We start from the raw sequence: 26,617 nt of genomic DNA, 5'->3' as shown, positions 1-26,617 counted from the left end.
AGCTAGATTAACAGATTTTGGCAGCATTATTTTTTTGCTACATCCTGTAAATCCTTTAATCCTGTAAATCCTGATTCTGACAATAATTAATATTCTAGATTGCCATGAAAAGTGAAGATCGTCAACGAGTAGAAATATTCCTCAAAAAGTGGAAAGGTTCGCAGGGTAACGAAAGAGCAAATTACCAGGGTTTCTTTTTAGAACTTTGTGATGCTTTGGCGGTAGAACGTCCATTACCTAAAGGTAGTATGGCAAATGATCCTTATTGTTTTGATAAAGACATCAAAATATTTAACAAAGATGGAGTTACTACAAACTTTGCGGACTTCTATAAAGAAGGACATTTTTTAATTGAAGCTAAACAAGGGGGAAATGCAGCTAAACGGGGGACAGCTAAACGAGAGTCATGAATACTGGGGGAGAATTTAACTTTGATGAAATTCCCCAATTTAATGGCAGCTTTTTTAAAGATGCGACAGCTTTTGATTTACCTAAAGAACAGTTAGAAGTGCTATATGAAGCCGCAAACAAAGATTGGACAGAGGTAGAACCGGCGATTTTTGGGACTTTATTAGAACGAGCTTTAGATAGTAAAGAACGTAAAAGTTTAGGAGCGCATTACACACCAAGATCAAATTCCTATTTATCGTTATCTTAATCCTCGTCCTGCTCAATGGCCAGATGCAGATTATATTGTTTCTAATCCTCCTTTTATTGGTAATAAGAGGATGAGAGATAGATTAGGTGATGGTTACGTTGAAGCGCAACGAAAAGTTTATCAAGACATACCAGATACAGTTGATTTTGTCATGTATTGGTGGTATCATTCAGCTAAATTAGTTGTTGAAGATAAATTAGAAAGTTTTGGTTTAATTACAACTAATAGTATTACTCAAACATTTAATAGAAAAGTTTTAGTTAAGCATCTAGTAGGTAATAATTCACTATCCCTTTCATTTGCAATTCCAGATCATCCTTGGATAGATACTACAGATGGTGAAGCAGTTAGAATTGCGATGACTGTAGTAAAATCTGGAAAACATGAAGGAATTTTAGCAAAAGTAGTTAAAGAAGTGGAAAGTGATGATGGTGTAACTATTGTTGATTTAGCTATATCTAAAGGATTTATTAATGTAGATTTAAGCGTTGGTGTAGATGTGGTATCAGCATCTAAGTTAGCACCAAATGAAGTTACTCAACAAGTGCTAACGGAAGTCATGGAAACAGAAGAAACTGTGATTATTCCCACCGAACAAAAAACTTTTCCCAAACAACCAAAAGAGCAACTTGCAGCTATCCGCGACTTACTCCGCACCAATACCAGCGACTGGACTGTGGATCAAATTGCTGCTCAATTCAAAAATGGTGGAAAATACAAAAATGCCATTGCTGAAAATGTAGAAAGATTAGAATGGTTTGGGATTTTAATCTGTCGAGAAACAGGAGCAACCAAACGCTGGCAATATGTGGAAATATAGAGAGGATCAAGATCCTCGACTTCTTCAAGAAGTCGGGGATCTGATTTACAGGATTTTAGTCTCTTCAATTTCTCAGGACATCAAAAAATTAAAAAAAATTAAATTTTGAAAAAAATTCGTTTTTTGGGGTTCAACCCCGTTGACTTTTCCCGCCAAATATGATATTTTTATAATGGGAATGTGTGCCTTAATAAAAATTTTGCTTATGTTCCATTATATTCATATATCTATAATACCACGCCGGCAGCGATCGCAACCTCTCAAATAAAAAAATTTTTTGAAAAACTTATTAAAAATTTAGAAATTCATAATTAAAACTTATCTATGAGAGAAACTAACTCGGTTATTTGCTACATCCTGTAAATCCTGATATGGCTTACGCCACGCTACGCTATCAGACAATAATGAAATATTCAGAAAATTTGGGGTGATGGAATGCGAGTATTTGTAACTGGTGGTACGGGGTTTATTGGTTCTCATGTGGTGCGATCGCTTTTACAGGAAGGATACCAAGTGACAGCCTTGGTACGTCCTCATAGTAACCTGAGTAATTTACAGGGTTTGGCTGTAGATATTGTCAAAGGTGATTTGAATAACCCGAATATCTGGGAACAGATGCAGGGTTGTGAATATCTGTTTCATGTCGCCGCCCATTATTCCCTGTGGCAAAAAGACCGAGACTTGCTTTATATTAACAATGTAGAAGGAACGCGCAATATTTTAGCCGCAGCCCAAAAAGCGGGAATTGAACGTACAGTTTATACTAGTTCCGTTGCCGCTATTGGTGTGGGTAAATTGGGACAGGTTGTAGATGAAAATTACCAAAGTCCCGTAGAAAAATTAGTGGGGGATTATAAAAAATCTAAATTCCTAGCTGAACAAGTGGCAATATCTGCGGTGAACCAAGGTCAAGATATTGTGATCGTTAATCCTAGCAGTCCCATTGGACCCTTAGATATTAAACCTACGCCTACGGGGGAGATTATTCTGCGGTTTTTGCGGAGAGAAATGCCCGCTTATGTGGATACGGGGTTAAATTTTATTGATGTGCGCGATGTAGCCAAGGGACACCTATTAGCTTTACAAAAAGGCAAATCAGGCGATCGCTATATTCTCGGTCATCAAAATCTTAGCCTTAAACAACTCCTAGAACAACTCTCCCAAATCACCAATTTACCAGCACCACAAACATCCATCCCAGCTTGGATACCCCTTACAGTAGCTTGGGTAGAAGAAAAAATCCTCGCACCACTAGGAAAAACTCCCACAGTTCCCATAGATGGAGTCCGCATGGCACAGCAACCAATGTATTATGATGCTTCTAAGGCTATCCGCGAATTAGGTTTACCTCAGTCACCCCTGAATGTAGCCCTCAAGGATGCTGTAGATTGGTTTGTGTCTAATGGTTATGTGAATAGGTGACAGGTTACAGGTTACAGGTTACAGAAATTAATTACCAATGACCAATGACTAATGACCAATGACCAATGACCAATGACCAATGACCAATGACCAATGACCAAATTGAGGAGTGTTAGTTTCATGGCAATTAATTTACAACAAGCAATAGATATAGGTAAATATTTAGTTACACAACGCTTATTAGGGCGGAAACGCTTCCCCCTCGTATTGATGTTAGAACCCCTATTCCGGTGTAACCTAGCTTGTACTGGTTGCGGTAAAATCCAGCATCCAGTAGAGATCCTCAAGCAAAATCTTACTCCAGAACAGTGTTTTGCGGCTGTGGAAGAATGCGGCGCACCGGTTGTTTCTATTCCCGGTGGCGAACCCCTCCTGCATCCCCAAATAGGTGAAATTGTTGAAGGTTTAATTAAACGCAAGAAATATATTTACTTGTGTACTAATGGTTTATTACTAGAAAAGAGTCTCGATAAATTTAAACCTTCTCCCTATCTAACCTTTAGCATCCATTTAGATGGAATGCGAGAATGGCATGATAAATGTGTAGACAGAAAAGGCGTTTTCGATACTGCTGTCCAAGCAATTCGCGCCGCTAAAGCTAAAGGGTTTCGTGTCGCTACTAACACGACCATTTTTGAAGGTTGCGATATCCAAGAAATGCAGGGGTTTTTCGATTTTCTGGAAACCTTGGGTACTGACGGGATGATGATCTCTCCTGGTTACAGTTACGAATGGGCACCAGATCAAGATCATTTTCTGCAAAAAGAACAAACCCGCGCTTTATTTAGAGAAATTCTCTCACCTTACACATCTGGAAAAAAGAACTGGAACTTTAATCACAACCCTTTATTCTTAGATTTTCTCATTGGTGAAAAAGACTATGAATGCACCCCTTGGGGTAGTCCTAGTTATAGTGTTTTAGGTTGGCAAAAACCTTGTTATCTATTGAATGAAGGTTACTATACAACCTTTCAGGAGTTGTTAGATAAGACTGATTGGAGTCAATACGGTGGCGCTAGTGGTAATCCTAAATGTGCTGATTGTATGGTGCATTGTGGTTATGAACCAACAGCAGCGATGGATGCAATGCAACCGAAAAATATTGCCCGTTCTCTAACCACTGTGTTTGGTAAAGGGTAAATATAGCGATTATCTTAGGGGTAGCGCCCCCGTGCCTACCCTATTGTGAGAAGATTTGTCTGATTCACTGCTTAATATTTCTTAACATAACTCTCTTGACTGAATTGACATAGATTGACATATAATCACAAAAGAGACAACTAAAAAAACTAACCAATAAGCCTTTTTGCTTACTGAATTAGGATTTCGGGGTTATAGCGCAGTTGGTAGCGCACCTCAATGGCATTGAGGGGGTCAGCGGTTCGAATCCGCTTAGCTCCATGCAAATTATAATTAATACTTTGGTGGTTGTACCAATGGCGTTAAGGGCAGCGATCGCTAAACTCATGGCAATGCGATGATCTGTATGGCTATCTACTTCTGCACCAACTAGGGGAGTACCACCGGTGATTTCCATTCCGTCGGGTAATTCGCTGATTTTTGCCCCCATTTTAGTGAGTTGTTGTGCCATCACAGTAATGCGATCGCTCTCCCTATGATGCTAACATTTTCGTATTAACAACAAGTTCTCACATATTCTTGAAAAACTGGAGATAATTTAAACAGAATCTTATCTTCCTTGATTTTCGTGATTAAATACCGTTGTTGTAAGGATTGTAACCCATTATTAAAATCAACTGAGGATAAATTTAAACTTTGTCTTAATTCTTCTCTGGAAATAGGGTTTTCAAATTTACTTAGTTCTAATACTATTTCTTGTTCTTGGGGTGATAGGTGGTGAAATGTCTCTTGAAAATGAGACTGCATTTGATTGGTAATATGTAAAGTATTTTCAGCTAAAAAATCAGCAACTTGATCATCATAATTTTTATTGATTAGGATACTAATACTTTTTAAATAAATTAAATTACCTTCATATAATTTGCTTAACGGGTGACAAGGCGGCTAAAGAGCTTGTTTCATAAGGGATAGAGCCTGAAAGCCCCGTTGAAAAAAGAGGCGTTTATGAGGCTTGAGATTGATTAAATTCAGAGCTAAATCAGCCCATAATTCCATACCATAAATCCATAGTTGTCCGTAGAGAGCAAAGCTAAAATCACTTTGACGTGGGTACTTGTCCTGATGTTGTTGAATACGTCCGGCATAAGTCTCTATACCTAATTTTTTCATCCGTTGACCGTGCATAGTGGCTAAACTATAAGCAATGACAATCAATAATACTAAAGCTAAAAAGCGAGTTTCATTTACTTTAGTATCCTCTAAATTATAACCACCAGTTTTACAATCCTTAAAGAATTGCTCAATTCCCCATCGACATCTATAGAGGCATAAAGTTTGTTGGAGAGTTGGTAGATTCGTCAAGATATACCAAGGTTCTTTTGGTCCAGAGTTCCGATATTTTCTCTTCCAATAAACAGCGATATTAAATAAGCCTAATTCATCCCCTTTACCACATTTAACTTTTTCATAAAATCTCGACATTCCTGGCTTAAATCCTTGATTTTTAAGAACTTGATATTCTTGTTCAGGTTTTTCTTGAAAATAAAGGTTTTTCTTCTGGCGTAAAGCGAAGTAAACTCCTTGCTCATCAAGCCATTTAGCCAGTTTTGGACTATGAAATTCTCTGTCTGCTAACACCACAATTCGACATTTTTTTAACAACTTTATTGCTGTCTTTATTAATCTTTTCTGTGTTTGTAAATTACTATTTCCGACATGATTTAATGTTTCCCAATATAGTGGTAGGGCATGAGTACCCCATACCAATGTCACCATAAATATATTTCGCCCCTTCCACTGTGTTCTATCCAGTGCTACCATCCAATAACCATATTTTTGATACTGTTTTTTATGAAAATAACGGCGCTGTTCTCGATTCAGTTGTTTTGGTGTTAACGATTGTCTAATCCAATATTTTATCAATGGAAACCATAATAATTTTACGCAGAGTTTACCTATTCCTAAAAATCTTTGTAGATTACGTTTCCTGCTTTCATATTTAATTGGTTGGGGAAACAAGCTGGCCAATTTTGACAGTTTTACTTGGCGATGAGCCTGTATTAATAACAACAATATCTCTAGTGTCAAATACTGCTGTTCACTCAAATGCTTTCGGAAAATTGTTTGATATGATTGTGGTAACATTTTTTGCTTCGGGGGCTTCTTTGTCCCTATTTTTTTACTCCCTTATTTTCTCAAATTATTGCCACATCTCATCTTCAACCGCCTTGTCACCCGTTAAGTATAATTTGATTAATTTTAACCAACTATCCTTATTTTTTAATCCGGTATTTTTGAGGATTTCTGGATTATCTAAACCTGATAATTCTAAAGATTTAATAGGATATAATTCTTCATCTAAACATTCCATTTCTGGACATTGTTCTTGACTAATTAATATGACGCTACTTTGATGTTGGGTTTCTGTAATCATTTTGAATAGGGTTTGATAATCTTGATATTCTGGTTGATATTTTCCCGCGAATTGACTAGGAATAAATATATTTTGTAAATCATCAAGGATAATTAAACATTTTTTATTTGTGAGAATATCAAATAATTGTTTTAATTTATCATTTATTGTTGGTAATGAGTCTAATTTGTGATGTTTTAGTAAATCATCAAGTAATAAATCTAGAGATTGAGGAAATTTTAAACTTCTCCAAACTATAGCATCAAACTTTTGTTGATGTAAGTCTATAAATCTTTTAACGAGTGTGGTTTTACCAATACCGGATAATCCTAAGATTGAGATTAAATGAGTATTTTGATTTAATATCCACTTAGATAAAGTATCAATTTCGGAAGTGCGATCACAAAAACGATTAATTTTGGGAGCAATAGTTAAATCATAATAGAGTTTATTCTTAATACCTTGTTTTGTATTTTTAGAAGATTCATTATTGTCATTATGACAATAATTTATCTGATTATTACCAAAATTATAAAACTGAGAATTATTTATAACTCTTTCTATAGTCCAACAAAAATTATGCTTATTAACATCTTCTCCTAAAGATTCTGATAAAATTTGCCATAGTTTACGTCCAACACTTCTAACGCGACTTTCACTACGATTACACTCTTCCGCAATTGTCTCATAAGTTTTTCCTTCATAAACTCCTGTAATGACAGTTTTTTGCAGATCATCTAAACGTTTTCCTGTCTTATTTATGATTAATTGATCTGCAAATTGTAAAATTTCAGTAACATTCATAACATCCAATTATGATGAGGCTTTCAGCAATTATAGCGTATTGTTACGCATCATTGTAAGCTATTTTAATACATTAGTTAATATTTTATTACAAAAACATAGTCTTTTATAGGCTTTTATTTACTTAAATTTTGAAAGAAAATACGAAATCAGCAAAAATAAGTCTAAAAATATGAAATTATCAAAGTTTTTGACTACGTTGGTTTTCACCGCAACTTTAGCTGTTTCTCAAATGGTGGATTTATCCAACCCGAAACAAGTTCAAGCTCAAACTTCTGGTTGTGGTAGTGGTACAAGTACTTATTTACTTCGAATATTCTCACCCGTTGGTTCTCGTCAGTTTAGAGTGGCTTGTAATGAGCATGATGCTTGTTATGATACTTTAGGTAAATCACAGCAAGAATGCGATAAGGCTTTTCATAACAGAATGTTAGGTATATGTGCAAAAGACCATAATACTTGGGTCGGAAAACCTCTAAAAATAGCTTGTAATGGAAGGGCTGATGCTTACTACACATCTGTTATGAAATATGGTGGTAAGCTGTTACGCATTTGCTTTTTTTGCCTAAAAGCCTTACTACAAGGACTCTAGGCTGCAAAATATTAAATTTAGCTGCGTAACAGCTTAAGGCGTACAATGAGAGTCAAGCTAAAGCAAGAGCTTCTCAACCAACTATAACACCAGATATAGTTGTAAACATCAGAAATGGATATCGTCTTATTTTTGATCGCTCAAAAGGTACGGGTTTCATTGTAACTGCTCAGGGACAAATCATTCGGCAATATAACCATTGGAGTCCTAACTGGACGATTATTCATGCAATAAGACCGGATATGGTTATACTATATGACCCTTCAGGTCATGCTGGAATTTACCACATAGCTGAAAATGGAGATATGTCATTCTTATATGAATATAACGGCTGGGGTAAAAATCATCGCTCATTTACAAATGTAGGAGATAGTTTAGTAAGAATTGAGAATGCTAATGGACAAGCTGGTATATATCGAGTAGCAGATAATGGAATGTTTTATGATTACAAACCATAAAGATTGAAATCATAGTTATTAGTTGTAGGTTGGGTTGAGGTAACGAAACCCAACATTTCTAAACCTGACAACCTGACTCACTCAAGTTATCAGTTAAGCAGAAAAAGCAAAAACATCAATCTCAATTTTTCTCTGAGATTTTTGATTACTATTCAACATTAAACGAATATTTTCAGCAGTTTCACTACTAAAGGTTGTTTCTCCACAACGATAACAAACCTTAGCTGGAATACCCTCCACTAAAATTAGTTTACCTTCGATTTCAAAAGTTTCATTAACTAATTCTTCAGTAAATTTATCTGAACCACAAATATGACAACTTTCCATCATAACCTCCTTTGGGAATAATCAATCCATTCTGTTTGATCAGGATCATATAAAGTAATAATAGTTAAAATATCAGATTGATAATTTCCAGTAAACTAAACAAAAATAGTTGTACAATTGTAATAGTATTATTATACCAACAAACAAATATGCAACAACTAATCATTCAAATTGCTGATAAAGAAAAAGCACAAATGCTATTAAAACTTATTTCTGCTTTAGATTTCGTTAACTCTGTAGAAGTAATAGAGGATAACACAAATATATCTGATGATGAGAAAGATTTTTTTTCCTTGGCAGGAATCTGGGAAAATAGAAATATTACTACTGATTCCATTCGTCAAGAAGCATGGAGACAAGAAACGAAATGATTTTATGTGATACAAATATTCTCATAAAATTTTATAAAATTCATATTACCATTAAACCTACTTTTAATCCTAAAGACTCTAGCAATATTCGTAAAAGATTAAATTCAATTTCACCTGTTTCTTGAAGTTTTTCTGCAAATTTCATGAGAGTTTTTTGAACATCTTTAGACAATAAATTTACCCCGCCTCTTGCTTCAATTACATTAAAAAAGGCTTTTTTAATCATCATTGGATCACCTTCTTCTAGCACAACTTCAAGATAAACTGCTGCTTCAGAAGTATCTTTTAAAGATTCAATTAATTCAGTATGATAACTAATACTTTTAGGCATTGTCTTGACTCCTGTAATCTTGCCAATAATCTTGAGCTTGACGAATATCTTTATTTTGTCTGCTTTTATCGCCACCCCATAGCAATAAAATGATCACATCACTTTCTTCTCCAAAATAAATTCGATAACCAGGACCATAATCAATACGCAGTTCATATACTCCTTCACCAACAAACTTACAATCTCCTAAATTTCCCTCTTCTACTCGGTCTAATCTTGCTCTAATTTTAGCTCTAGCTCTAGCATCTTTCAAGGAATCTCGCCATTCTAAGAAAGGAGTAGTTCCTTCTAAAGTTGTATAAATCCTAATTTCTTTAGGGGTTGCCTCCATCATATCTATATGCAAAAAAGATTTTACAGAACGAAACCTAACAATTGTATCAAATTTTAATTAAACGATGATTAACGTACTTACCTGAGCAAAATTTAATCAAAATCCCTGTACCTTTTCCCTATCACCTGTCCCTAAAAATCATTGACAAATTTCCCGTAGTGTGTTTGTGAAGTTGGGATAAGAAATAGCAGCAGCTTCAGCGCGGTGAATGGTGGTTGTACCAATGGCGTTGAGGGCTGCGATCGCTAAACTCATGGCAATGCGATGATCTGTATGGCTATCTACTTCTGCACCAACTAGGGGAGTACCACCGGTGATTTCCATCCCGTCGGGTAGTTCGCTGATTTTTGCCCCCATTTTATTGAGTTGTTGTGCCATCACGGTAATGCGATCGCTCTCTTTGACCCTTAACTCCTCCGCATCTCTTATAATTGTTGTCCCCTCAGCAAAAGCCGCTGCAACTGCCAAAATAGGAATTTCATCAATTAATCTGGGAATGATATCACCAGCAATCGTACAGCTTTTTAAACCACCCGAACGGACGCGGATATCAGCCACAGGTTCTCCCGCTACTTCCCGCTGGTTCTCTAGTTGAATATCTGCCCCCATCAGTGCCAAAGCTTCTAAAATGCCAGTACGGGTAGGATTGACACCGACATTTTCCACTACCAAATCTGAACCAGGAACGATCGCCCCAGCCACTAACCAAAAAGCCGCTGAACTGATATCACCAGGGACAATTACAGTTTGTCCGTAGAGTTTCGACCCACCCGTAATTGTGACGCTATTTGTGTCTGGATCTATACTTAATTCTGCTCCATAAGCCCTTAACATTCGTTCACTGTGATCCCGTGATAAAGCAGGTTCGGTGACGGTGGTTTGTCCTTCGGTGTTTAAACCCGCCAGGAGGATACAGGATTTAACTTGAGCCGAAGCAATGGGAGAATGATAATGAATGGGTTGCAGGGCTTGTCCTTGAATGGCTAGAGGTGCTAAGGTATTACCCTTACGTCCCCAAATTTGCGCCCCCATTTGTTGCAGCGGTTTGACAACACGGGACATGGGACGCGATCGCAAAGAACTATCACCTGTCACCGTGAAAAATCGCCCTGGATGGGATGCTAACAACCCCAACATCAACCGCATCGTTGTTCCAGAATTACCAGCATCTAAGACATCTACAGGCTCTTGAAAATTGCCTAAACCGATGCCTTTAACTTTCACCAATTCTGTATTTAGTTCCGAAATTTCCGCCCCTAGCGCCCGAAAACAGGCAGCAGTGCTACGGGGGTCTTCACCTAACAGCAATCCTTGAATTTGAGTTTCACCTTCAGCGATCGCCCCCAACATCAAAGCGCGATGGGAAATAGACTTATCACCAGGAACTCGGATACGTCCCTGCAAAGACAATCCAGCCGCAGGGCGCTGAATAATTAAGTGATCAGAAGAGTTTGCTTGAGTTTCTAAATTAATAACAATAGCTGACATTAGGATACAATGACTTTTGAATAGAATAAAAGCTAAACAGCGACTTGTTTATCACTATTCACTTCCAATTTAGTATCCTACCGCTTTTTGGTAACTATAATCCTTCTTCTGGTAGATAGCAGGTAACAGGTAATACCATATTGAATGGTTTAGATTAACAAATCAAAATATTTGCTAACGATGAAGCAGGTTTTACTATTTATTAGATATCTTGCTTAAATGTCTTGTGTTTTGTTGCTTTCACCAAAAACGTCAGCCGTAACGTTAAATAACAGGCAAAACTGGCAATTTAGAAAATCGCTCAACTTTTATTCTTTATTTGTAACCCCTCACACTCTCATGCTAACTCACCACCGCAAACCCGTATGTTTATCAATGATTTCCACGGACTTACCGATTTGGTCTGTGGTTGACACTGCTGGAACTTTAATCCAAAAGGATACAGATAAATTTCATTTACTATTAACTGCACCACCTCTTATTAGTTGTGAAGTAGGCAGTTATTTAAATCCAGAAGATACAATTTACCCAACTAAAAACAATTTTTCTCCTCCCAGCAGTCCCAGAATTTTATGGCTGGAAATTTCATCTCGGCGGTTAATTATGACAATGCAAGGTAATGCACAAGTCAGTTACCGCCACTTTTGGGAATTAGGTGTTTATGGCATTAGTCGTTTCTGGTTGCCAAATGAATCATTACAACCCCATCAACCTATCCGTTTGCGTAATTTTACCAAAAGTTTTACTCTTAGCGGGCATCCTTTTCCAGAGAATCTCCGTTTAGAATACGAATTATGGACAGGAAAAATCCAATTAGGGCGTTATATTCTCAATTTGGAAATTCAGCATTGAAGGGAATAGGTGACAGGTGACAGGTGACAGGTGACAGGTGACAGGTGACAGGTGACAGGAGGTAGGGGAGGTAGGGGAGGTAGGGGAGGTAGGGGAGGTAGGGGAGGTAGGGGAGGTAGGGGAGGGGGCAGGTAAGAGTTTTACCAATTACCAATTACCAATTACCAATTAAGTAGGTGAACACAATAAAACCAAACTGTGTAAAGAAATGTAAAATCGCCTAAACCCTCTTCACTCTTGCCTCTTGCCTCTTGCCTTTTGCCTTGCCATAACGACAATTTTCAACGCCAACCTACTTACCAATTACCAATTACCAATGACTAATAATTAGGTTCATTACCTACTTTCCATTTGATATTGCAACCAATACTAGGTTTTTGTTCACTTGTCACAGGTTGATTATTTAAAACTGCGGTAATAGCTGATCTTAAGTCTTTACCTGTTACGGGTTGATTATTACTAGGACGACTATCATCTAATTGTCCGCGATAAACGAGTTTTCTGTCGCCATCAAATAAAAAGAAATCTGGTGTACAAGCTGCCGTATAAGCTTGTGCTGTTGCTTGAGTTTCGTCGTAACAGAAGGTAAAATCAAAACCCAATTCTATACACATTTCTTTTAATGATTCTGGGGCATCATTAGGATAATTTTGAGCATCATTAGCACTAATGGCAATAATCCCTAAATCACTGTTGCTGTAATCTTGATCTAATCTGGCTAATTCTTGTTGAATATGCTTAACAAATGGGCAGTGACGACAAATAAACATGATTAATAATGGTTTTTTATCGGCAAAATTATCAAGAGAAATTATTTTTCTAGATACTACTTCTGGTAGATGAAAATCTGGTGCTTTCGTGCCTAGAGGCAACATTGTGGAAGCTGTTAAAACCATAATTTTTTTAAATGTTTTGATCAGGGTTTTTTCTAATAATAGAATAATCCATCTTGATTTAGGAAAATTACCAAATTCAAATACATAACTTATTAAAAAATTTGAGTATATTATGAGTTATGTAATTAAGTTATGGGAAAAAGATCAATATTCCCTGTTCCCTGCTATAATAACTGACCGTTGATTGAAAAAATTTTAATAATGATCACTTGGTGTTCCTTGCTAATGAAACAATGGGGTAGGATGACAAAATTGCTATCCTTGTTCTGTCTTTGTCTATTATTGGTTGTTAGTTGTACTCCTAAACAGCAAACAAATACACCACAGTCTAGTGCTGTAAATACTACTGCGGGTGATGGTCGGATTACCGTAGGGACAACGGAAAAGCCAAGAACTCTTGATCCTGCTGATGCGTATGAATTGGGATCTTTGAGTTTAGTATTTAATATGAGCGATCGCCTGTACACTTACGAACCAGGTAGTACAGAAATTAAACCACAATTGGCAACAGCATTACCAAAAGTGAGTGCAGATGGTTTAACTTATACTATTCCTATTCGCCAAGGAGTCCTATTTCATGATGATACTCCCTTCAATGCCAAAGCAATGGAGTTTAGCCTGCAACGCTTTATCGAAAACAAAGGTAAACCTTCTTTCCTGCTTTCTGATACCGTAGCTTCAGTTAAAGCCACAGGAGAGTATGAATTAACAATTAAACTGAAAAAACCCTTTGCAGCTTTTCCTTCGTTGTTAGCATTTTCTGGAGTCTGTGCAGTTTCGCCAAAATCCTATGAAATTGGGGCGGGAAAATTTAAACCGAATATTTTTGTTGGCACTGGTGCTTACAAATTAGCCAAATATGGAACTGATTCCTTAAAGTTTGATGTATTTGATAAATATTGGGGAACAAAACCCGAAAACAAAGGTGTCAATGTCCAAATTCAAACCAGTCCAGTTAACTTATTTAACGCCTTTAAAACTGGGGCGATAGATGTCGCCTATCTATCCTTACAACCAGATCAAATTCAGAGTTTAGAAGCCAGTGCGAAAAAGGGAGATTGGCAAGCTATATCTGCTCAAGGTAGTGTAGTTACTTATATGACTTTAAATCGCAATCAAAAACCTTTAGATAAAGTAGAGGTGAGACAAGCGATCGCATCATTAATTGATCGTAAATTATTAAATGATCGGGTATTATTATCACAGGCTGATCCTCTTTATAGCATGATTCCCACCACCTTCAACGTTTCCCAACCATTGTTTCAAGATAAATATGGTGATGGTAAATTTGAAGAAGCCAAAAAATCCTTAGTCGCTGCTGGTTTCTCCAAAGAAAATCCAGCAAAAGTGCAAATTTGGTATCCTGCAAGTTCAATGACGCGCAGTTTAGTCGCCCAAACCTTAAAATCCCTAGCTGATACTAAAATGGATGGTATTTTGCAATTTGAAGTTAAAACCGTAGAAGGTGCAACTTTCTATAAAGAAATTTCCAAAGGGTTATATCCCAGTACCTTAACTAATTGGTATCCAGACTTTTTAGATCCAGATAACTACGTACAGCCATTTTTAGCCTGTGAAAAAGGTTCAGTTGCTAAAGGTTGCGAAACCGGCGGTAGTCAAACTCAGGGGTCGTTCTATTATAGTGAAGCTATGAATAAACTCATAGATCAACAACGCAAAGAACAAAATCCTGAAACTCGGAAGAAAATATTTGCCGACATTCAAACCCAAGTATTAACTGATGTTCCCTACATCCCCTTATGGCAAAATAAAGACTTTGTATTTGCTCAAAAAGGCGTAGCCAATGTCAATCTTGATCCCACCCAAAACCTGATTTACAAAACAATTAAAAAGTAGTATCAATACCGGGTAATTTCTCTCTCATTCTCTCGTTCCCAGACTCCGGCTGGGAATGCCATTTAGAGGCTCTGCCTCATATAATTAACAAGAGGCAGAGCCTCTAGGCTGCATTCCTTGTCAGAGACAAGGAACGAGGTTTTAGGTCGATTTCAATTTTGAATTTTTAATTAATAAATATGTCTCGTTCTAAAGCATTACAGTATTACATTTTTTCCCGGTTACTATTTGCGCCACTGCAACTATTAACTATTATCACCATTGTTTTTATTTTACTTAGAGCCACCCCAGGAGATCCCGCAGATGCAATTCTGGGAGGAAGAGCGCCAGAAAGTGCAAAAGAAGAATTAAGAAAACAACTTGGTTTAGACTTACCAATTTGGTTACAATATCTCAATTATTTAGGTAATTTACTACGCTTTGATTTAGGAACTTCCTTAACCAGTCGCGGGCAAAATATAGGTGAAATAATTGGTCAATATTTTCCAGCCACAGTAGAATTAGCATTTGCGAGTATGGCTGTGGCGCTGATTGTCGGCGTTTTAGTGGGAACTATTTCCGCTTCTCGTCCGGGAACTGCTTTTGATATTGGGGGGCGGTTATTCGGGATTATTACCTATGCTCTACCGATGTTTTGGGCAGGTATGTTATTACAATTAGTTTTCTCAGTTCAATTGGGTTGGTTTCCTAATTCCAATCGGTTTCCGCCCAATCTTCCTGCACCTACAAATATTACTGGTTTATATACAATTGATAGTTTATTAGCTGGGAATTTAAGTCAATTTTTCATATCTTTACATCATTTAGCTTTACCAAGTTTAACTTTAGGAATTTTGCTAAGTGGCATTTTTGAACGCATTGTCAGAGTTAACTTAAAACAGACTTTAAAAGCTGATTATGTAGAAGCGGCTAGAGCGCGAGGAATTCCTGAAAATAAGATTTTAGTTTCCCATGCTTTAAAGAATGCCTTAATCCCGGTAATTACGGTCTTAGGATTAACATTTGCTTCCTTATTAGGTGGAGCGATTTTAACAGAGGTGACATTTTCCTGGCCAGGGTTAGCAAATCGTTTATATCAAGCTATTGCCGACCGAGATTATCCTACCGTTCAGGGTGTGTTAGTATTTTTTGGGGCAATTGTGGTGAGTGCCAGTATTCTGATTGATATTCTCAATGCTTATGTAGATCCGAGAATTAGATATTAAAAAAGGAGTATGATTTTAGCATGGCTAACGCCATACACCATATAGTGCTAATAGAAAGTGATTAGCTGGACTGATAACTTTGTCAAAAAAATTTTAGATCGCTACTTTTTAAACTCATGTAAAAGAACAGCACTCTTGTGAAAACAGATACTATATTCTATCAACTATTTCAGACATTACCTAGTATCCTTTTTGAACTGATTGGCAAGCCAGCCACAGAAGCGGAAGCATATCAATTCACATCTGTAGAAATTAAGGAACTAGCATTTCGCTTTGATGGTTTATTTATACCTGATTCAGAAATACCTGAACAACCGATTTACTTTGTAGAAGTTCAATTTCAACCGAAAGCGGATTTTTACTGGCGGTTATTTACCGAAATCTTTGTTTATCTGAATCAATATCAACCAAAGAATGATTTTCACGCAGTAGCCATTTTTGCTAAACGTAGTTTAGATCCTGGTGTACCAATGCAGTATCGGGGTTTGCTAATGAGTCAGCAAATCACGTTTATTTATTTGGATGAGTTGGAGGTAACAACCGATAATTCAATAGGACTGGGAATGGTACAGCTAGTAGTGGAAAAAGAGGAAACTGCTATTGATCATACAAGGCAGTTAATCCAAAAATCTCGACAACAATTAGCAGATGCCAGTAAAAGACAAAAAGTCTTAGAATTGTTAGAGACGATCTTGGTTTACAAATTAAGTAATTTAACTCGTCAGGAGATTGAAGCAATGTTTACTCTAGATGAATTAAAGCAAACAAGGTATTTTCGAGAAGTTGCGGAGGAGGCGAAAGTACAAGGTAAGTTAGAAGGTAAGTTAGAAGGTAAGTTAGAAGGTAAGTTAGAAGGTAAGTTAGAAGGTAAGTTAGAAGGTAAGCTGGAAACAGTACCTTTGTTATTACAGTTAGGTTTGACTGTGGAACAAATAGCCGCAAATTTGGCTGTGGATATTGAAGCGGTAAGAAAGGTTGCGGAAACATCTGTTAATGAAACTCCTTCAGATTCAGAGGGAACAGGGAACGGGCAACAGGGAACAGGAAAAACTCATGTTTAAAAACATGAGATTGAAATAATGACACTGTTTTTTTCGTGCTACGCATCTTTTAAAAACATCCTTTTTTTGACTGAGCTTTAAACTTGTGCAAATGAGTGTTTCTTATTTGCTCCCAGTTAAGAGTTCCCAGTTAAGAGTTCCCTTCTTTTGTAATAGAAGAAATGGAAAGTGATTAGTTCAACTGATCACTTTTTTAATATTTTGCAATTAATTGTCTAATTTTTACTCCTTGGTCTTTTAAGGCTTGTTTCAAGTCAAACTTTAACTTTTATTCCTACCTGCTAAATTGTTGTACTATCAGACACATTATTACCTTTGCAAACTACGAGGATCAAGAGCATCACGTAAGCCATCACCTAATACATTAAATGACAAAACGGTAATAATAATCAAAATTGCTGGTGGTAAAATTAGCCAAGGTTGTAATACTAAAATAGAAGCATTACTGGCTAAAGAAAGCATATTTCCCCAAGAAGGATCTGGTTGTTGAATACCTAAACCAATTAGACTTAATACTGCTTCTGCTCCAATAAAACTAGGAATTGTTAAAGTAGCAGAAATAATAATGTAAGTTGCAGTTTGTGGTAAAACATGACGAACAATAATATAAATGGGATTACCACCCATGACCTTTGCTGCTTGCACAAATTCAAGTTCTTTGATTGATAATACCTGTCCGCGAATTATCCTCGCTAAACCTGCCCAACTAATTACAGAAGTGATGAGAATGATTAATAAAAATCGCTGAGTGCTGGTTAATTTGGGACTTAAAATCCCTGATAATGCTACTAATAAATAAATACTCGGAAAAGTCATCAATACTTCTGCCAAACGCATGATGATACTATCAATTATTCCCCCAAAATAGCCCGAAATACCACCAATAAGCAAAGCCAATGGATAGGTAATAATAATCCCAAAAATACCAATAAACATACTAATCCGACCACCATGCAGCAGCCGACTAAATTGATCGCGTCCTTGTTCGTCTGTTCCCAAAATATTCAATTTTGCGTCACCAATAACGCCAAACAAATGCCAATTTAAAGAAATCCCCGGAATAATTGTGACTTCCTGCCATTTTGGTGGGAGGGAAATAGTCAAGTTGAATAATTGATATTTAGGTCCAGCCACAAATAATCTTAATGGTGAAGGTTTTGTCTGGTCTATAATTATTTTTCTTTCCCCGGTTTCTAAATTAGTATCTCCTTGTGTTGTAGGATATACATGAGGTCCAATAAACTGCCCTGATTGAGATACCCAATGAATCTGAGTCGGTGGCAGTAGCGAACCATTGGTTTGTGAATCATAAGGGTTATAAGGAGCGATGAAATCAGCCCCAATTACTGCTAAATAGAAACATAAGAGGACAATTGCCCCAGTTCGTGCTAAAGGATTTTTGTTGAGTCGTTGCCACCAATTCATAGTTTTTGATGTAAAAGTTAATGTTGATTAATTGTTGATAAAAGTATATATCAATAGATTAGATAAAAAACCGCAAACCTATTTTATGAATAACCTGCATCACCATCGGTCACAATTTCCCGCTTTAAGTAATAAGCTTTATTTTAACTACGGAGGACAGGGTCCAATGCCGCAAAGGGCTATGGATGCTATCACCCAATCTCAAGCCCATATTCAAAGTATAGGTCCTTTTGGGAGTGAGGCATACAGTTGGATTGCACCGCAAATACAAGCCAGTCGGGAAGCGATCGCCTCTATACTAAATGTACCATCTGATACAATAACTCTCACGGGTAATGTCACAGTCGGTTGTAACATTGCCTTATGGGGAATTGATTGGCAACCGGGTGATCATCTTCTCCTTTCTGACTGCGAACACCCTGGTGTCATTGCTACTGCCCAAGAAATTGCCCGCAGATTTGCAGTAGAGGTTACTACCTGTCCCTTAATGGCTACTTTAAATGAGGGGAATCCCATCAGTATTATTGCTGAAAACCTCCGTCCCAAAACCCGCTTAGTAGTTTTAAGTCATGTCCTATGGAATACAGGTCAAGTTTTACCCATTGATAAAATTGTAGAAATATGCAAAAGCAACAATTCTCTGTTATTGATAGATGCGGCTCAATCAGTGGGCGTTCTTCCTTTGGATTTAACTGCTTTGGGTGTAGATTTTTATGCCTTTACTGGTCACAAATGGTTATGCGGTCCTGCTGGTGTGGGTGGTTTATATGTGCGTCCTCAAGCCAGGGAAAATTTGCACCCTACTTTCATTGGCTTAAATGGAGTAGTTACTAATAATCAAGCCCAACCGACGGGTTGGCAACCAGATGGACGCAGATATGAAGTATCTACTTTACCAACTTCATTATATGTAGGTTTAAAAGAAGCAATTACAATTCATGAACAATGGGGGACAGCACAGGAAAGATATGAGCAAATTTGCAAAAATAGTAATTATCTCTGGCAAAAATTAAACTCTTTACCTAATGTTAAATGTTTAAAAAATTCACCTCCAGAAAGTGGATTGATTTCTTTTCAATTAACTAATCAGCCTAGTTCTAAATTAGTGCAATCTCTAGAGTCAGAAAATATTTTAACTCGAACAATTGCCAGTCCTAATTGCATTCGTGTGAGTGTTCATTATTTAACATTAGAATCAGAAATTGACCAATTAATAGCAGCTATAAAAGGCGACTAGAAGTCGCGGCTACACAGACAAAACCCACCTTCGTGGGTTAAATATTAGTCCGCGACGGCGGACTTTGCTTGTGTAGTAGTGATTTCCAATCGCCTAATAAGTAGGTGAACACAATAAAACCAATCTATGTAAAGAAAAGTAAAATCCCCCAAACCCTCTTCACTCTTGCCTTTTGCATGAGTGCCTCTTGCCTTGCCATAACGACGATTTTCAATGCTAACCTACTTACTCTTTTTAACCTTGTTTTAAATCATGAAAAGACCAACTATATATATAGCCATCACAAATCACGGTTTTGGTCATGCTACCCGCACAGCTTCCATTGCTAACACCATCCAAAAATTATATCCTGAAGCATTATTAATTCTAGTCACCACTGCACCTCGCTGGTTACTGGAATCTTATATAGAGGGTGATTTTATTTTACGTCAACGGGCGTTTGATTTAGGTGTGATTCAAGCTGATAGTTTGACAATGGATAAACCAGCAACTTTAGCAAAACTGCGAGAAATTCAAAAAAATCATAAATCCTTAATTGCTTCAGAAGTTAATTTTATTCGTCAAAATCGCGTTGATTTAATTTTAGCAGATATTCCTTTTCTAGCTGCTGGATTTGCTGAAGCTACGAATATTCCTTGCTGGATGATTAGTAACTTTGGTTGGGATTTTATCTATCGAGATTGGGGGGAAGAATTTACGGAAATGGCTGATTGGATTAGTGATTGGTATAGAAAATGCGATCGCCTATTTCGTCTTCCTTTCCATGAACCCATGTCAGCATTTACCAACATTACAGATGTCGGTTTAACTGGTGGTTCTCCCCATTTTAATATTGATGAATTACGTAACAATTGGGGAATAACTACATCCTTAGAAAAAACTATCTTAATGACATTTGGTGGCTTGGGTTTGCAAGAAATTCCTTACACTAATACCAGCAGATTTCCCGATTGGCAATTTATTACTTTTGATGCCTCAGCCCCAGATTTACCTAACTTAATTAAAATTACAAATCATCAATATCGTCCTGTGGATTTTATGCCGATTTGTGGGAGAATTATTTCTAAACCTGGATATGGGACATTTTCAGAAGCTACCCGTCTAGAAATACCAGTTGTAACCATACCCCGTCATGATTTTGCCGAAGCAGCTTTCATGTTAGCAGGAATTGCTAATTACAACCACCATCAAATTCTCACAACACCAGAATTTTTTCAAGGAGATTGGGATTTTCTTGATCAATCACCCCAAGCACCAAAGCAACCCAACATCATAGCCAAAGATGGGAATGAAACAATAGCCAAAGCTGTGATAGATTATTTAGAGACAAATATAGCGGTATGCACCTGAATAAAATACATCATAAGCCCCCTCCTTGCACCCCCCTGAATCCCCCCGCAGCAGGGGGGAGAAAAGGATAAACTTCTTGTATTTCACTCAGCCAAGAACCGCTATATATAAACTACTATAAACTAGCCATGACCCACTACCAAAAACTATTAAGAGTTTCCACCAATGGAAAATCATTTCACAATATTACCGCCAAAATTGAAGCTATTGTTGCCGAATCTGGTATAGAAACTGGGCTTTGTAGTTTATTTTTACGTCACACCTCAGCTAGTTTAGTAATTCAAGAAAATGCTGATCCTGATGTATTACTTGATTTAGCTAATTTCATGACAAAAATAGTCCCAGAAGGAAACCATTACATTCATGATGCTGAAGGACCAGACGATATGCCAGGACATATCCGCACAGTTTTAACCCATACCTCCGAACAAATTCCCATTAATCGTGGTCATTTGGTATTAGGAACATGGCAAGGAATCTATGTTTGGGAACATCGTCAACAGAATAATGTGAGAGAGTTAGTAGTTCATATTTCTGGATAGGATTGAAAAAGTTATCTGTGATGTTCCCCCCCCACCTCTCTTCTCCCCCTCCCCCCCCCCACCTCTCTCCCCCCCACCTCTCTTCTCCCCCTCCCCCCCTACCTCTCTTCTCCCCCTCCCCCCCCTACCTCTCTTCTCCCCCCCCCACCTCTCTCCCCCCGTCATTTTCGGGTTGACAGACTACTACCTCAGCAGACCCAAAACGATAACCTCTACCATAAACAGTATGAATCATTGGTGTTTCATCCACTCCTTCTACCTTGCGACGCAACAGACGAATTAAAGCCGCAATCACATTACTATTAGGTTGCTCCTCATTTTGCCATAAATGCTGCAAAATTTGAGCATGAGTCAGTAATTGTCCTGAATTTTCCATAAAGTATTGTAATAATTGACTTTCCTTTTGAGAGAGTTCTATGATTCTTCCGTGACGATAAGCTATTTGATTTTCTATATCAAGTTCCAAATCGGCTATAACTAACTTTCCTTTTGTACTACTATAAGATTCTGTACCAGTACGACGTAACAAAGCCCGGACTCTTGCCAGTAATTCCCGTAATTCAAAAGGTTTGACTAAATAATCATCAGCACCTGCATCCAAACCTTGAACTCTGTCATCTAAAGTATCTTTTGCCGTTAGAAATAGCACAGGAGTTATTTTCCCTTGCCGACGTAATTCCTGACAAATCTCTAACCCCGTTTTTCCCGGTAACATCCAGTCTAAAATCAGTAAATCATAACTGCCTATTGCCGCTAAATTACTGCCACTTATTCCATCATCAGTAGCATCAACACTGTAACCTTCACGGGTTAACAGACGACTTAAAGGGTCAGTTAGTTCGACTTCATCATCAACTAATAAAATTTTCATATGTTAGTAGTGAGTAATATAGATATATTCTCAATATAGTGAACTGCAAACACATCAAGAATACAAAAAAAAGAATGTTAACTGTTGCAATACCAAAAGGGGAACTACTTAAACCTAGTCTCCGCATATTACAATCTGTAGGATTAGATTTTAGTGCTTTTTTAGAATCAGGCAACCGCCAATTGCAAATTCCTGATGCCAGTGGACAAGCAAAAGCATTGTTAGTCCGAGCGCAAGATGTACCTGTTTATGTAGAATATGGTCAGGCACAATTGGGAATTGTCGGCTACGATGTCCTGAGAGAAAAACAGCCCCAAGTTGCCCAATTAGTGGATTTAAAATTTGGATATTGTCGGATGTCTGTGGCTGTAAAAGCTACCAGTTCCTACAAATCTCCTTTAGATTTACCTGCTCATGGTCGAGTTGCTTCTAAATATGTAAATTGTGCGCGAGAATATTTCCAAGGTTTGGATTTACCAATAGAAATTGTCCCCTTATACGGTTCTGTGGAATTAGGTCCAATTACCGGAATGTCGGAAGCAATTGTTGATATAGTTTCCACAGGAAAGACTTTAAAGGAAAATGGTTTAATTGAAATTGCGACTTTGTATGAAAGTACAGCCCGGTTAATTGTCCACCCTTTAAGTTATCGGTTGAATACAGGTAATTTAGATCAATTAATTGAACAAATGCGATTAGGACTTCTCACAGCAGTTTAATTTAGTTTCTCAGATCCCCGACTTCTTGGAGAAGTCGGGGATCTTAAATTTAGGACTTTTTGACGTTATTGACAGCACTAAGTTGATCTAAAATTGCGAGAACCTCTTGTTCAAATGCAACTTGAGCGCGGTTAGTTTTTCCGCCAATATACAAAGTTTCGCCCTTTTGTAAAGCCCAAATTTGAGAATGGGAGAAATAACTCATAACTACACCTAACATCAACAAACCAAAACCTGTATAAACAATAGGAATACCAGGATCAAATTTGATTTGTAAACCCGTGCTACCCATGATATCAAGAATTTGTAAATTTACCCCATTTACAGGGGTAGACATTCCTGCACGCACAGTATTAATTAATTTACCTTGGGCATCATAAATTAATACCATACCTTGCAAATCCTTGGCTAATAGGGAAACACCTTCACTTAAATCAGGTTTAGTCGGAATCCAAGTTCCCCAAATTCTCCCTCTACCTTTGGTGTCTAATTGTACCATTGGTAATTGAAAAATTGGACTTTTATTTAATCTCACCCGAACATTAGAAATTCCCCAATCTGTTTGATAGAAAACGACACCATGATAACGGAGAGGTTTGTTAACATAAATTTTCTCATGGTTAACTTCTTGACCATCATTATTCAACACAGACATATCTGAATAAAATTGGTCAATCCCCCCCGTTGGTGTGTAATCAATCCAAAAGCGATTGACACGCACAGACCAATCTTTTAACACATCTTTAGATGACCAAGCACCAGCATCAACAATATTTTTTACCTGGAATGTATCACCGCTAGTAATCATTTCTTGAGCCATGAATCCCGTCATTGCTCCCCAAATTCCTCCCAGCAAAATAGCAACAATACCAATGTGAACAATGATCGGACCAATGCGCCCAACTATACCTTTACGGGCATAGAGAATATCATCTTTTTTTTGATTTGTTCCTTGAAATATGCGATAACTTTTTTGCTGCAAAATTGACGGAATTGATGACAAACAAACACCCTCCAATTCAGCGCTCAAAGCTAACTTTGTAAAGTTACGAGGTTCTTCGTAATATTTCCACTTCTGAGCAGCTTTGAGGGCTGGTAATTGCCGAGTAAAGGTACAAGCTGTTAAACTAGTTCCAAATAAAACTAATAAACTCAAAAACCACCAAGTTCTATATACATGATCTAATCCAACTACTTGAATAACTTTCCAAGAAAGAAAACCAAATAAAGCAGGATGTTCTGGATAATTAGATTGGTAAAAATCAGGCAATTGTCCCTGTTCAATTACTGTACCACTAACACTAAATAAGGCAATAACCAGTAATAGGATAATTGCCAACCGTAAATCAGTTAATACAGGTAAAATTTGCCGACGGATAAACCTACCAGGGATTAACCACCAACTTAATTCTGTGGATGTTGTCTGATCTGAAGTCATTGCTTAGAAACTACCAATAGGAATGCGAGAAAGTAAAGAAAAAACACCAAAGCCTACTAATAACCCACCACTAACAGGATTGATCCAACCAGACCAACGGCGCAATTCTAATAGGTTTTTAATTGCAGCAGTAAATGTACCTGCTAGAATTAATGGAGTTACATATCCGGCTGTGTAAGAAAGTAGTAAAACAGCACCTAAAACTAAATCTTGAGTATTAGCAACCCAACCTAATAAACTAGCTAAAACTGGTGTGCTACAAGGAGAAGCGACTAACCCAAATGTTAAACCAATCAAGTATGAACGGACTCCGGCAGGTAAATCTTGAGAAATCCAATTTGTTTCATTCAAAGAAGGAAATTGTATGGGTAATGCTTCTAATAAGTTTAGTCCCATAATAATAGCGATAATGCTGACAATAATTGGTAAACCAATTCCTATCTGTCCATAGACTTTACCAACTAAACCTGCGAGGATTCCCATACCTGCTAATGTAGTTGCTAATCCTAACGCGAACCAAGTTGATTGGGCTGCTGCTTGCAAACGACTTTTAGCCTCATAACCACCAATATAGCCAATGGTAATGGGCAGCATAGATAGCATACAAGGCGTGAGGCTGGTCAGCAAGCCAGCCAGAAAAATAATGCCAATGCTGACGAAACTCAAGTGGGTGAGTTGGTTCGCAACAAGGGTGTTGGCAAATTGTTCAAGTTCATAAATGCGTGTTTCCAGAGTTTCTAGCATGGGTATATTTACGTGATAAATGCTTACTCTGCTTGAATTTTAACGTATTTTGGGTGATGAAGTCATAAAAGTAAGTATCATACTGCAAAGTATACTTCCGGATTTTTGTGAAAAATTAATGAATTTATAGTAAAGATTACCCGAAATTGGATTAAGAGACTTCCAAATAAAAAAATGTCCCAAAACTGATGCAGAAATTCTCTCTCTGTGTACTCTGTGCCTCTGTGGTTCGTTTCTTAGGATAATTTATTTCTTGGAAGTCTCTAATTGTTCTGACAGTTGCCTTAATGGCACATTATCATCAAATACACATTTAAAATCAAAAAGACTCATTCAGAAGGAATCTACCACCATGACTCGCAAAGCCAACAAAGTCTTACAACAATCTGGAGTTATTCCCTATCGAATCATAGATGGAAAAGTTGAAGTTCTATTGATTACCACTCGCAGCCGTCAAGGTTGGGTAATTCCTAAAGGGGGACTTTGTAAAGGTATGAGTCCCCATGATTCAGCAGCTAAGGAGGCATGGGAAGAAGCAGGAGTTGTCGGTAGAGTCACAACTGAAGAGTTAGGTAATTATAAATATCGAAAACGCGGGAATACCTATCAAGTAAATTTATTTTTACTACCTGTAGAAATAATCTTAGAAGATTGGCCAGAAGCTACCGCCAGAGAAAGAAAATGGTTAGAGGTTAATCAAGCCGCCGAATTAGTCAAGGAAACTTCACTCAAAAAAATTATTCAAAATTCATGGATATAGACACCTATCCAGAATATCCAGATCCCCGACTTCTTTAAGAAGTCGGGGATCTTATTTTAAATCATCTCAAAAGCTAAATTATGACTTTTAAGAAAATTATGAGTAAAATGATCTACTACATTTGTATCACTCAATTCTAAATTGTAAAAATCTACGAACTCATGATCAAAATATGGTCCTGCGTGCCAAGTTCCTACACTTAATTTAATAAAACAATTTCCCGGAATCCGAAAAGCCGCAAGTTTTGATAATAGAGGTTCATTCGTCTCATTATCAGGTGGACAAACTGCCATTAACCAATCTTTACCCTCCAAAGAACCTAAACATTGAGTACATTTGATATGACGAGTAATTTGGTGAAATTTCCGTCCTTTTTTTTGCAATCGCATAATATAAAAACGGGGAATACCATTTTGTAAATTTAACTGTGCATCTTCTTGATCAAAATTTTTCCCATCTTTACTTGCGTATATTACCTGTCCATAAGGTTGAAAATTTTCTGGTGTAATCAATTGACATGGCAGTTCTTGTATTGTTGATAATGCACTCATAACTTTTTTAC

General features: G+C 37.2%; 30 protein-coding genes, 1 tRNA gene and 1 pseudogene. 18 read left to right on the top strand and 14 right to left on the bottom strand.

Translation table 11 applies throughout. From position 1 onward, the window contains the following. Window positions 1-104: 104 nt before the first annotated feature. From AA650_RS03400 to AA650_RS03375, 6 genes are all read left to right on the top strand, one after another. On the top strand, window positions 105-410 hold the full coding sequence (locus tag AA650_RS03400; RefSeq protein WP_053537964.1) for a type IIL restriction-modification enzyme MmeI: 306 nt from the start codon (window positions 105-107) through the stop codon (window positions 408-410). Further along, a complete protein-coding gene (locus AA650_RS03395; RefSeq protein WP_053537963.1) occupies window positions 407-658 on the top strand; it encodes a type IIL restriction-modification enzyme MmeI in 252 nt (83 codons plus the stop codon). The genes AA650_RS03400 and AA650_RS03395 overlap by 4 nt, the downstream gene beginning before the upstream one ends. Beyond that, window positions 618-1,478 carry a DNA methyltransferase gene (locus AA650_RS03390; protein WP_335337444.1) on the top strand — a complete coding sequence of 287 codons (861 nt, stop codon included), beginning with the start codon at window positions 618-620 and terminating at the stop codon, window positions 1,476-1,478. The genes AA650_RS03395 and AA650_RS03390 overlap by 41 nt, the downstream gene beginning before the upstream one ends. 435 nt (window positions 1,479-1,913) lie before the next feature. Further along, entirely contained in the window at window positions 1,914-2,900 is a 987-nt protein-coding gene (gene hpnA / locus AA650_RS03385; protein ID WP_053537961.1) for a hopanoid-associated sugar epimerase, read from the top strand. 120 nt (window positions 2,901-3,020) lie between these two features. Then, window positions 3,021-4,040 (top strand): adenosyl-hopene transferase HpnH, encoded by a 1,020-nt coding sequence (gene hpnH, locus AA650_RS03380; protein ID WP_053537960.1) that lies wholly within the window; start codon window positions 3,021-3,023, stop codon window positions 4,038-4,040. A 188-nt stretch (window positions 4,041-4,228) separates the two neighbouring features. Further along, a tRNA-Ala gene (locus AA650_RS03375) sits at window positions 4,229-4,301 on the top strand. Window positions 4,302-4,317: 16 nt separating this feature from the next. On the opposite strand, the pseudogene AA650_RS26025 reads toward AA650_RS03375, so the two are convergent. The 4 genes and pseudogenes from AA650_RS26025 to AA650_RS03360 all read right to left on the bottom strand — a co-directional run. Beyond that, window positions 4,318-4,515 (bottom strand): annotated as a pseudogene (locus tag AA650_RS26025) (3-phosphoshikimate 1-carboxyvinyltransferase); the annotation flags it as partial. Between the two features lie 20 nt (window positions 4,516-4,535). Beyond that, complete coding sequence (locus tag AA650_RS03370) at window positions 4,536-4,787, bottom strand: hypothetical protein (RefSeq protein ID WP_053537959.1); 252 nt, start codon at window positions 4,785-4,787, stop codon at window positions 4,536-4,538. Window positions 4,788-4,925: 138 nt separating this feature from the next. After that, window positions 4,926-6,125 carry an IS4 family transposase gene (locus AA650_RS03365; protein WP_053537530.1) on the bottom strand — a complete coding sequence of 400 codons (1,200 nt, stop codon included), beginning with the start codon at window positions 6,123-6,125 and terminating at the stop codon, window positions 4,926-4,928. A 55-nt stretch (window positions 6,126-6,180) separates the two neighbouring features. Further along, on the bottom strand, window positions 6,181-7,197 hold the full coding sequence (locus tag AA650_RS03360) for an ATP-binding protein (protein WP_053537958.1): 1,017 nt from the start codon (window positions 7,195-7,197) through the stop codon (window positions 6,181-6,183). Window positions 7,198-7,369: 172 nt separating this feature from the next. Between AA650_RS03360 and AA650_RS03355 the strand changes: the two genes are divergently transcribed. Then, the gene (locus tag AA650_RS03355; RefSeq protein WP_053537957.1) at window positions 7,370-7,789 is read left to right on the top strand and encodes a hypothetical protein; all 420 of its coding nucleotides are present in this window, start codon (window positions 7,370-7,372) and stop codon (window positions 7,787-7,789) included. Window positions 7,790-8,031: 242 nt separating this feature from the next. Then, a complete protein-coding gene (locus AA650_RS03350; RefSeq protein WP_053537956.1) occupies window positions 8,032-8,247 on the top strand; it encodes a hypothetical protein in 216 nt (71 codons plus the stop codon). A 93-nt stretch (window positions 8,248-8,340) separates the two neighbouring features. On the opposite strand, the gene AA650_RS03345 is transcribed toward AA650_RS03350, so the two are convergent. After that, on the bottom strand, window positions 8,341-8,577 hold the full coding sequence (locus AA650_RS03345; RefSeq protein ID WP_234413281.1) for a YgiT-type zinc finger protein: 237 nt from the start codon (window positions 8,575-8,577) through the stop codon (window positions 8,341-8,343). Window positions 8,578-8,723: 146 nt separating this feature from the next. Between AA650_RS03345 and AA650_RS03340 the strand changes: the two genes are divergently transcribed. Further along, window positions 8,724-8,945, top strand: coding sequence for a hypothetical protein (locus tag AA650_RS03340; protein ID WP_053537954.1), 222 nt, complete (start codon window positions 8,724-8,726; stop codon window positions 8,943-8,945). A 40-nt stretch (window positions 8,946-8,985) separates the two neighbouring features. On the opposite strand, the gene AA650_RS03335 is transcribed toward AA650_RS03340, so the two are convergent. The 3 genes from AA650_RS03335 to aroA form a co-directional block, all read right to left on the bottom strand. Further along, window positions 8,986-9,276, bottom strand: coding sequence for a helix-turn-helix domain-containing transcriptional regulator (locus AA650_RS03335; protein ID WP_053537953.1), 291 nt, complete (start codon window positions 9,274-9,276; stop codon window positions 8,986-8,988). Beyond that, window positions 9,269-9,607, bottom strand: a complete 339-nt coding sequence (locus AA650_RS03330) for a type II toxin-antitoxin system RelE/ParE family toxin (RefSeq protein ID WP_053537952.1) — start codon at window positions 9,605-9,607, stop codon at window positions 9,269-9,271. The genes AA650_RS03335 and AA650_RS03330 overlap by 8 nt, the downstream gene beginning before the upstream one ends. Window positions 9,608-9,748: 141 nt before the next feature. After that, window positions 9,749-11,098, bottom strand: coding sequence for a 3-phosphoshikimate 1-carboxyvinyltransferase (gene aroA / locus AA650_RS03325; RefSeq protein WP_053537951.1), 1,350 nt, complete (start codon window positions 11,096-11,098; stop codon window positions 9,749-9,751). Window positions 11,099-11,437: 339 nt separating this feature from the next. On the opposite strand from aroA, the gene AA650_RS03320 reads away from it, so the two are divergent. Continuing rightward, window positions 11,438-11,950, top strand: coding sequence for a hypothetical protein (locus AA650_RS03320; protein ID WP_053537950.1), 513 nt, complete (start codon window positions 11,438-11,440; stop codon window positions 11,948-11,950). Window positions 11,951-12,270: 320 nt separating this feature from the next. Here the strand turns inward: AA650_RS03320 and AA650_RS03315 are convergent, their stop codons facing one another. Then, window positions 12,271-12,846: a thioredoxin family protein gene (locus AA650_RS03315; protein ID WP_053537949.1), complete on the bottom strand. Its 576-nt coding sequence runs from the start codon at window positions 12,844-12,846 to the stop codon at window positions 12,271-12,273. Between the two features lie 243 nt (window positions 12,847-13,089). Between AA650_RS03315 and AA650_RS03310 the strand changes: the two genes are divergently transcribed. The 3 genes from AA650_RS03310 (at window position 13,090) to AA650_RS03300 (ending at window position 16,969) form a co-directional block, all read left to right on the top strand. Next, complete coding sequence (locus tag AA650_RS03310; RefSeq protein WP_234413276.1) at window positions 13,090-14,703, top strand: ABC transporter substrate-binding protein; 1,614 nt, start codon at window positions 13,090-13,092, stop codon at window positions 14,701-14,703. 179 nt (window positions 14,704-14,882) lie between these two features. Beyond that, window positions 14,883-15,908 (top strand): ABC transporter permease, encoded by a 1,026-nt coding sequence (locus AA650_RS03305; RefSeq protein WP_053537947.1) that lies wholly within the window; start codon window positions 14,883-14,885, stop codon window positions 15,906-15,908. Window positions 15,909-16,045: 137 nt separating this feature from the next. Next, window positions 16,046-16,969 carry an Rpn family recombination-promoting nuclease/putative transposase gene (locus AA650_RS03300; RefSeq protein ID WP_053537946.1) on the top strand — a complete coding sequence of 308 codons (924 nt, stop codon included), beginning with the start codon at window positions 16,046-16,048 and terminating at the stop codon, window positions 16,967-16,969. A 309-nt stretch (window positions 16,970-17,278) separates the two neighbouring features. Here the strand turns inward: AA650_RS03300 and AA650_RS03295 are convergent, their stop codons facing one another. Beyond that, window positions 17,279-18,394 (bottom strand): ABC transporter permease, encoded by a 1,116-nt coding sequence (locus AA650_RS03295; protein WP_053537945.1) that lies wholly within the window; start codon window positions 18,392-18,394, stop codon window positions 17,279-17,281. A gap of 85 nt (window positions 18,395-18,479) precedes the next feature. Here AA650_RS03295 and AA650_RS03290 point away from each other — a divergent pair, with 85 nt between their 5' ends. The 3 genes from AA650_RS03290 to AA650_RS03280 all read left to right on the top strand — a co-directional run bounded on the left by AA650_RS03290 (window position 18,480) and on the right by AA650_RS03280 (window position 21,523). Continuing rightward, complete coding sequence (locus tag AA650_RS03290) at window positions 18,480-19,631, top strand: aminotransferase class V-fold PLP-dependent enzyme (protein WP_053537944.1); 1,152 nt, start codon at window positions 18,480-18,482, stop codon at window positions 19,629-19,631. A 252-nt stretch (window positions 19,632-19,883) separates the two neighbouring features. Further along, entirely contained in the window at window positions 19,884-20,981 is a 1,098-nt protein-coding gene (locus tag AA650_RS03285) for a glycosyl transferase (protein ID WP_053537943.1), read from the top strand. Window positions 20,982-21,109: 128 nt separating this feature from the next. Then, window positions 21,110-21,523 carry a secondary thiamine-phosphate synthase enzyme YjbQ gene (locus AA650_RS03280; RefSeq protein ID WP_027403361.1) on the top strand — a complete coding sequence of 138 codons (414 nt, stop codon included), beginning with the start codon at window positions 21,110-21,112 and terminating at the stop codon, window positions 21,521-21,523. Window positions 21,524-21,647: 124 nt separating this feature from the next. On the opposite strand, the gene rppA is transcribed toward AA650_RS03280, so the two are convergent. Further along, window positions 21,648-22,394: a two-component system response regulator RppA gene (gene rppA / locus AA650_RS03275; RefSeq protein WP_053537942.1), complete on the bottom strand. Its 747-nt coding sequence runs from the start codon at window positions 22,392-22,394 to the stop codon at window positions 21,648-21,650. Window positions 22,395-22,468: 74 nt separating this feature from the next. Here rppA and hisG point away from each other — a divergent pair, with 74 nt between their 5' ends. Next, window positions 22,469-23,113, top strand: coding sequence for an ATP phosphoribosyltransferase (gene hisG / locus AA650_RS03270; protein ID WP_027403360.1), 645 nt, complete (start codon window positions 22,469-22,471; stop codon window positions 23,111-23,113). Between the two features lie 49 nt (window positions 23,114-23,162). On the opposite strand, the gene AA650_RS03265 is transcribed toward hisG, so the two are convergent. Both AA650_RS03265 and AA650_RS03260 read right to left on the bottom strand, forming a co-directional pair. Continuing rightward, window positions 23,163-24,551: a cytochrome c biogenesis protein gene (locus tag AA650_RS03265; RefSeq protein ID WP_053537941.1), complete on the bottom strand. Its 1,389-nt coding sequence runs from the start codon at window positions 24,549-24,551 to the stop codon at window positions 23,163-23,165. Between the two features lie 3 nt (window positions 24,552-24,554). Then, on the bottom strand, window positions 24,555-25,295 hold the full coding sequence (locus AA650_RS03260) for a cytochrome c biogenesis protein CcdA (protein ID WP_027403358.1): 741 nt from the start codon (window positions 25,293-25,295) through the stop codon (window positions 24,555-24,557). 352 nt (window positions 25,296-25,647) lie between these two features. Between AA650_RS03260 and AA650_RS03255 the strand changes: the two genes are divergently transcribed. Next, complete coding sequence (locus AA650_RS03255) at window positions 25,648-26,055, top strand: NUDIX hydrolase (RefSeq protein ID WP_027403357.1); 408 nt, start codon at window positions 25,648-25,650, stop codon at window positions 26,053-26,055. 56 nt (window positions 26,056-26,111) lie between these two features. On the opposite strand, the gene AA650_RS03250 is transcribed toward AA650_RS03255, so the two are convergent. Beyond that, the gene (locus AA650_RS03250) at window positions 26,112-26,606 is read right to left on the bottom strand and encodes an ureidoglycolate lyase (protein WP_053537940.1); all 495 of its coding nucleotides are present in this window, start codon (window positions 26,604-26,606) and stop codon (window positions 26,112-26,114) included. Window positions 26,607-26,617 lie beyond the last annotated feature (11 nt).

Origin of the sequence: Anabaena sp. WA102, assembly GCF_001277295.1 — a bacterium.
GTDB lineage: Bacteria > Cyanobacteriota > Cyanobacteriia > Cyanobacteriales > Nostocaceae > Dolichospermum > Dolichospermum heterosporum.
The sequence above is the reverse complement of the archived record's forward strand: the minus strand, read 5'-3'. Positions and strand labels throughout refer to the sequence as shown.

What these genes read in the sequence shown, in the direction of transcription:
- AA650_RS03305 (WP_053537947.1), top strand. Translation starts at nt 14,883, where the DNA reads ATGTCTCGTTCTAAAGCATTACAGTATTACATTTTTTCCCGGTTACTA.
- AA650_RS03350 (WP_053537956.1), top strand. Translation starts at nt 8,032, where the DNA reads ATGGTTATACTATATGACCCTTCAGGTCATGCTGGAATTTACCACATA.
- hisG (WP_027403360.1), top strand. Translation starts at nt 22,469, where the DNA reads ATGTTAACTGTTGCAATACCAAAAGGGGAACTACTTAAACCTAGTCTC.
- aroA (WP_053537951.1), bottom strand. Translation starts at nt 11,098, where the DNA reads ATGTCAGCTATTGTTATTAATTTAGAAACTCAAGCAAACTCTTCTGAT.
- AA650_RS03250 (WP_053537940.1), bottom strand. Translation starts at nt 26,606, where the DNA reads ATGAGTGCATTATCAACAATACAAGAACTGCCATGTCAATTGATTACA.
- AA650_RS03255 (WP_027403357.1), top strand. Translation starts at nt 25,648, where the DNA reads ATGACTCGCAAAGCCAACAAAGTCTTACAACAATCTGGAGTTATTCCC.
- AA650_RS03355 (WP_053537957.1), top strand. Translation starts at nt 7,370, where the DNA reads ATGAAATTATCAAAGTTTTTGACTACGTTGGTTTTCACCGCAACTTTA.
- AA650_RS03285 (WP_053537943.1), top strand. Translation starts at nt 19,884, where the DNA reads ATGAAAAGACCAACTATATATATAGCCATCACAAATCACGGTTTTGGT.
- AA650_RS03360 (WP_053537958.1), bottom strand. Translation starts at nt 7,197, where the DNA reads ATGAATGTTACTGAAATTTTACAATTTGCAGATCAATTAATCATAAAT.
- AA650_RS03395 (WP_053537963.1), top strand. Translation starts at nt 407, where the DNA reads ATGAATACTGGGGGAGAATTTAACTTTGATGAAATTCCCCAATTTAAT.
- AA650_RS03340 (WP_053537954.1), top strand. Translation starts at nt 8,724, where the DNA reads ATGCAACAACTAATCATTCAAATTGCTGATAAAGAAAAAGCACAAATG.
- AA650_RS03295 (WP_053537945.1), bottom strand. Translation starts at nt 18,394, where the DNA reads ATGAATTGGTGGCAACGACTCAACAAAAATCCTTTAGCACGAACTGGG.
- hpnA (WP_053537961.1), top strand. Translation starts at nt 1,914, where the DNA reads ATGCGAGTATTTGTAACTGGTGGTACGGGGTTTATTGGTTCTCATGTG.
- AA650_RS03365 (WP_053537530.1), bottom strand. Translation starts at nt 6,125, where the DNA reads ATGTTACCACAATCATATCAAACAATTTTCCGAAAGCATTTGAGTGAA.
- rppA (WP_053537942.1), bottom strand. Translation starts at nt 22,394, where the DNA reads ATGAAAATTTTATTAGTTGATGATGAAGTCGAACTAACTGACCCTTTA.
- AA650_RS03320 (WP_053537950.1), top strand. Translation starts at nt 11,438, where the DNA reads ATGCTAACTCACCACCGCAAACCCGTATGTTTATCAATGATTTCCACG.
- AA650_RS03265 (WP_053537941.1), bottom strand. Translation starts at nt 24,551, where the DNA reads ATGACTTCAGATCAGACAACATCCACAGAATTAAGTTGGTGGTTAATC.
- AA650_RS03260 (WP_027403358.1), bottom strand. Translation starts at nt 25,295, where the DNA reads ATGCTAGAAACTCTGGAAACACGCATTTATGAACTTGAACAATTTGCC.
- AA650_RS03335 (WP_053537953.1), bottom strand. Translation starts at nt 9,276, where the DNA reads ATGCCTAAAAGTATTAGTTATCATACTGAATTAATTGAATCTTTAAAA.
- AA650_RS03310 (WP_234413276.1), top strand. Translation starts at nt 13,090, where the DNA reads ATGACAAAATTGCTATCCTTGTTCTGTCTTTGTCTATTATTGGTTGTT.
- AA650_RS03400 (WP_053537964.1), top strand. Translation starts at nt 105, where the DNA reads ATGAAAAGTGAAGATCGTCAACGAGTAGAAATATTCCTCAAAAAGTGG.
- hpnH (WP_053537960.1), top strand. Translation starts at nt 3,021, where the DNA reads ATGGCAATTAATTTACAACAAGCAATAGATATAGGTAAATATTTAGTT.
- AA650_RS03315 (WP_053537949.1), bottom strand. Translation starts at nt 12,846, where the DNA reads ATGGTTTTAACAGCTTCCACAATGTTGCCTCTAGGCACGAAAGCACCA.
- AA650_RS03330 (WP_053537952.1), bottom strand. Translation starts at nt 9,607, where the DNA reads ATGGAGGCAACCCCTAAAGAAATTAGGATTTATACAACTTTAGAAGGA.
- AA650_RS03345 (WP_234413281.1), bottom strand. Translation starts at nt 8,577, where the DNA reads ATGATGGAAAGTTGTCATATTTGTGGTTCAGATAAATTTACTGAAGAA.
- AA650_RS03370 (WP_053537959.1), bottom strand. Translation starts at nt 4,787, where the DNA reads ATGCAGTCTCATTTTCAAGAGACATTTCACCACCTATCACCCCAAGAA.
- AA650_RS03280 (WP_027403361.1), top strand. Translation starts at nt 21,110, where the DNA reads ATGACCCACTACCAAAAACTATTAAGAGTTTCCACCAATGGAAAATCA.
- AA650_RS03290 (WP_053537944.1), top strand. Translation starts at nt 18,480, where the DNA reads ATGAATAACCTGCATCACCATCGGTCACAATTTCCCGCTTTAAGTAAT.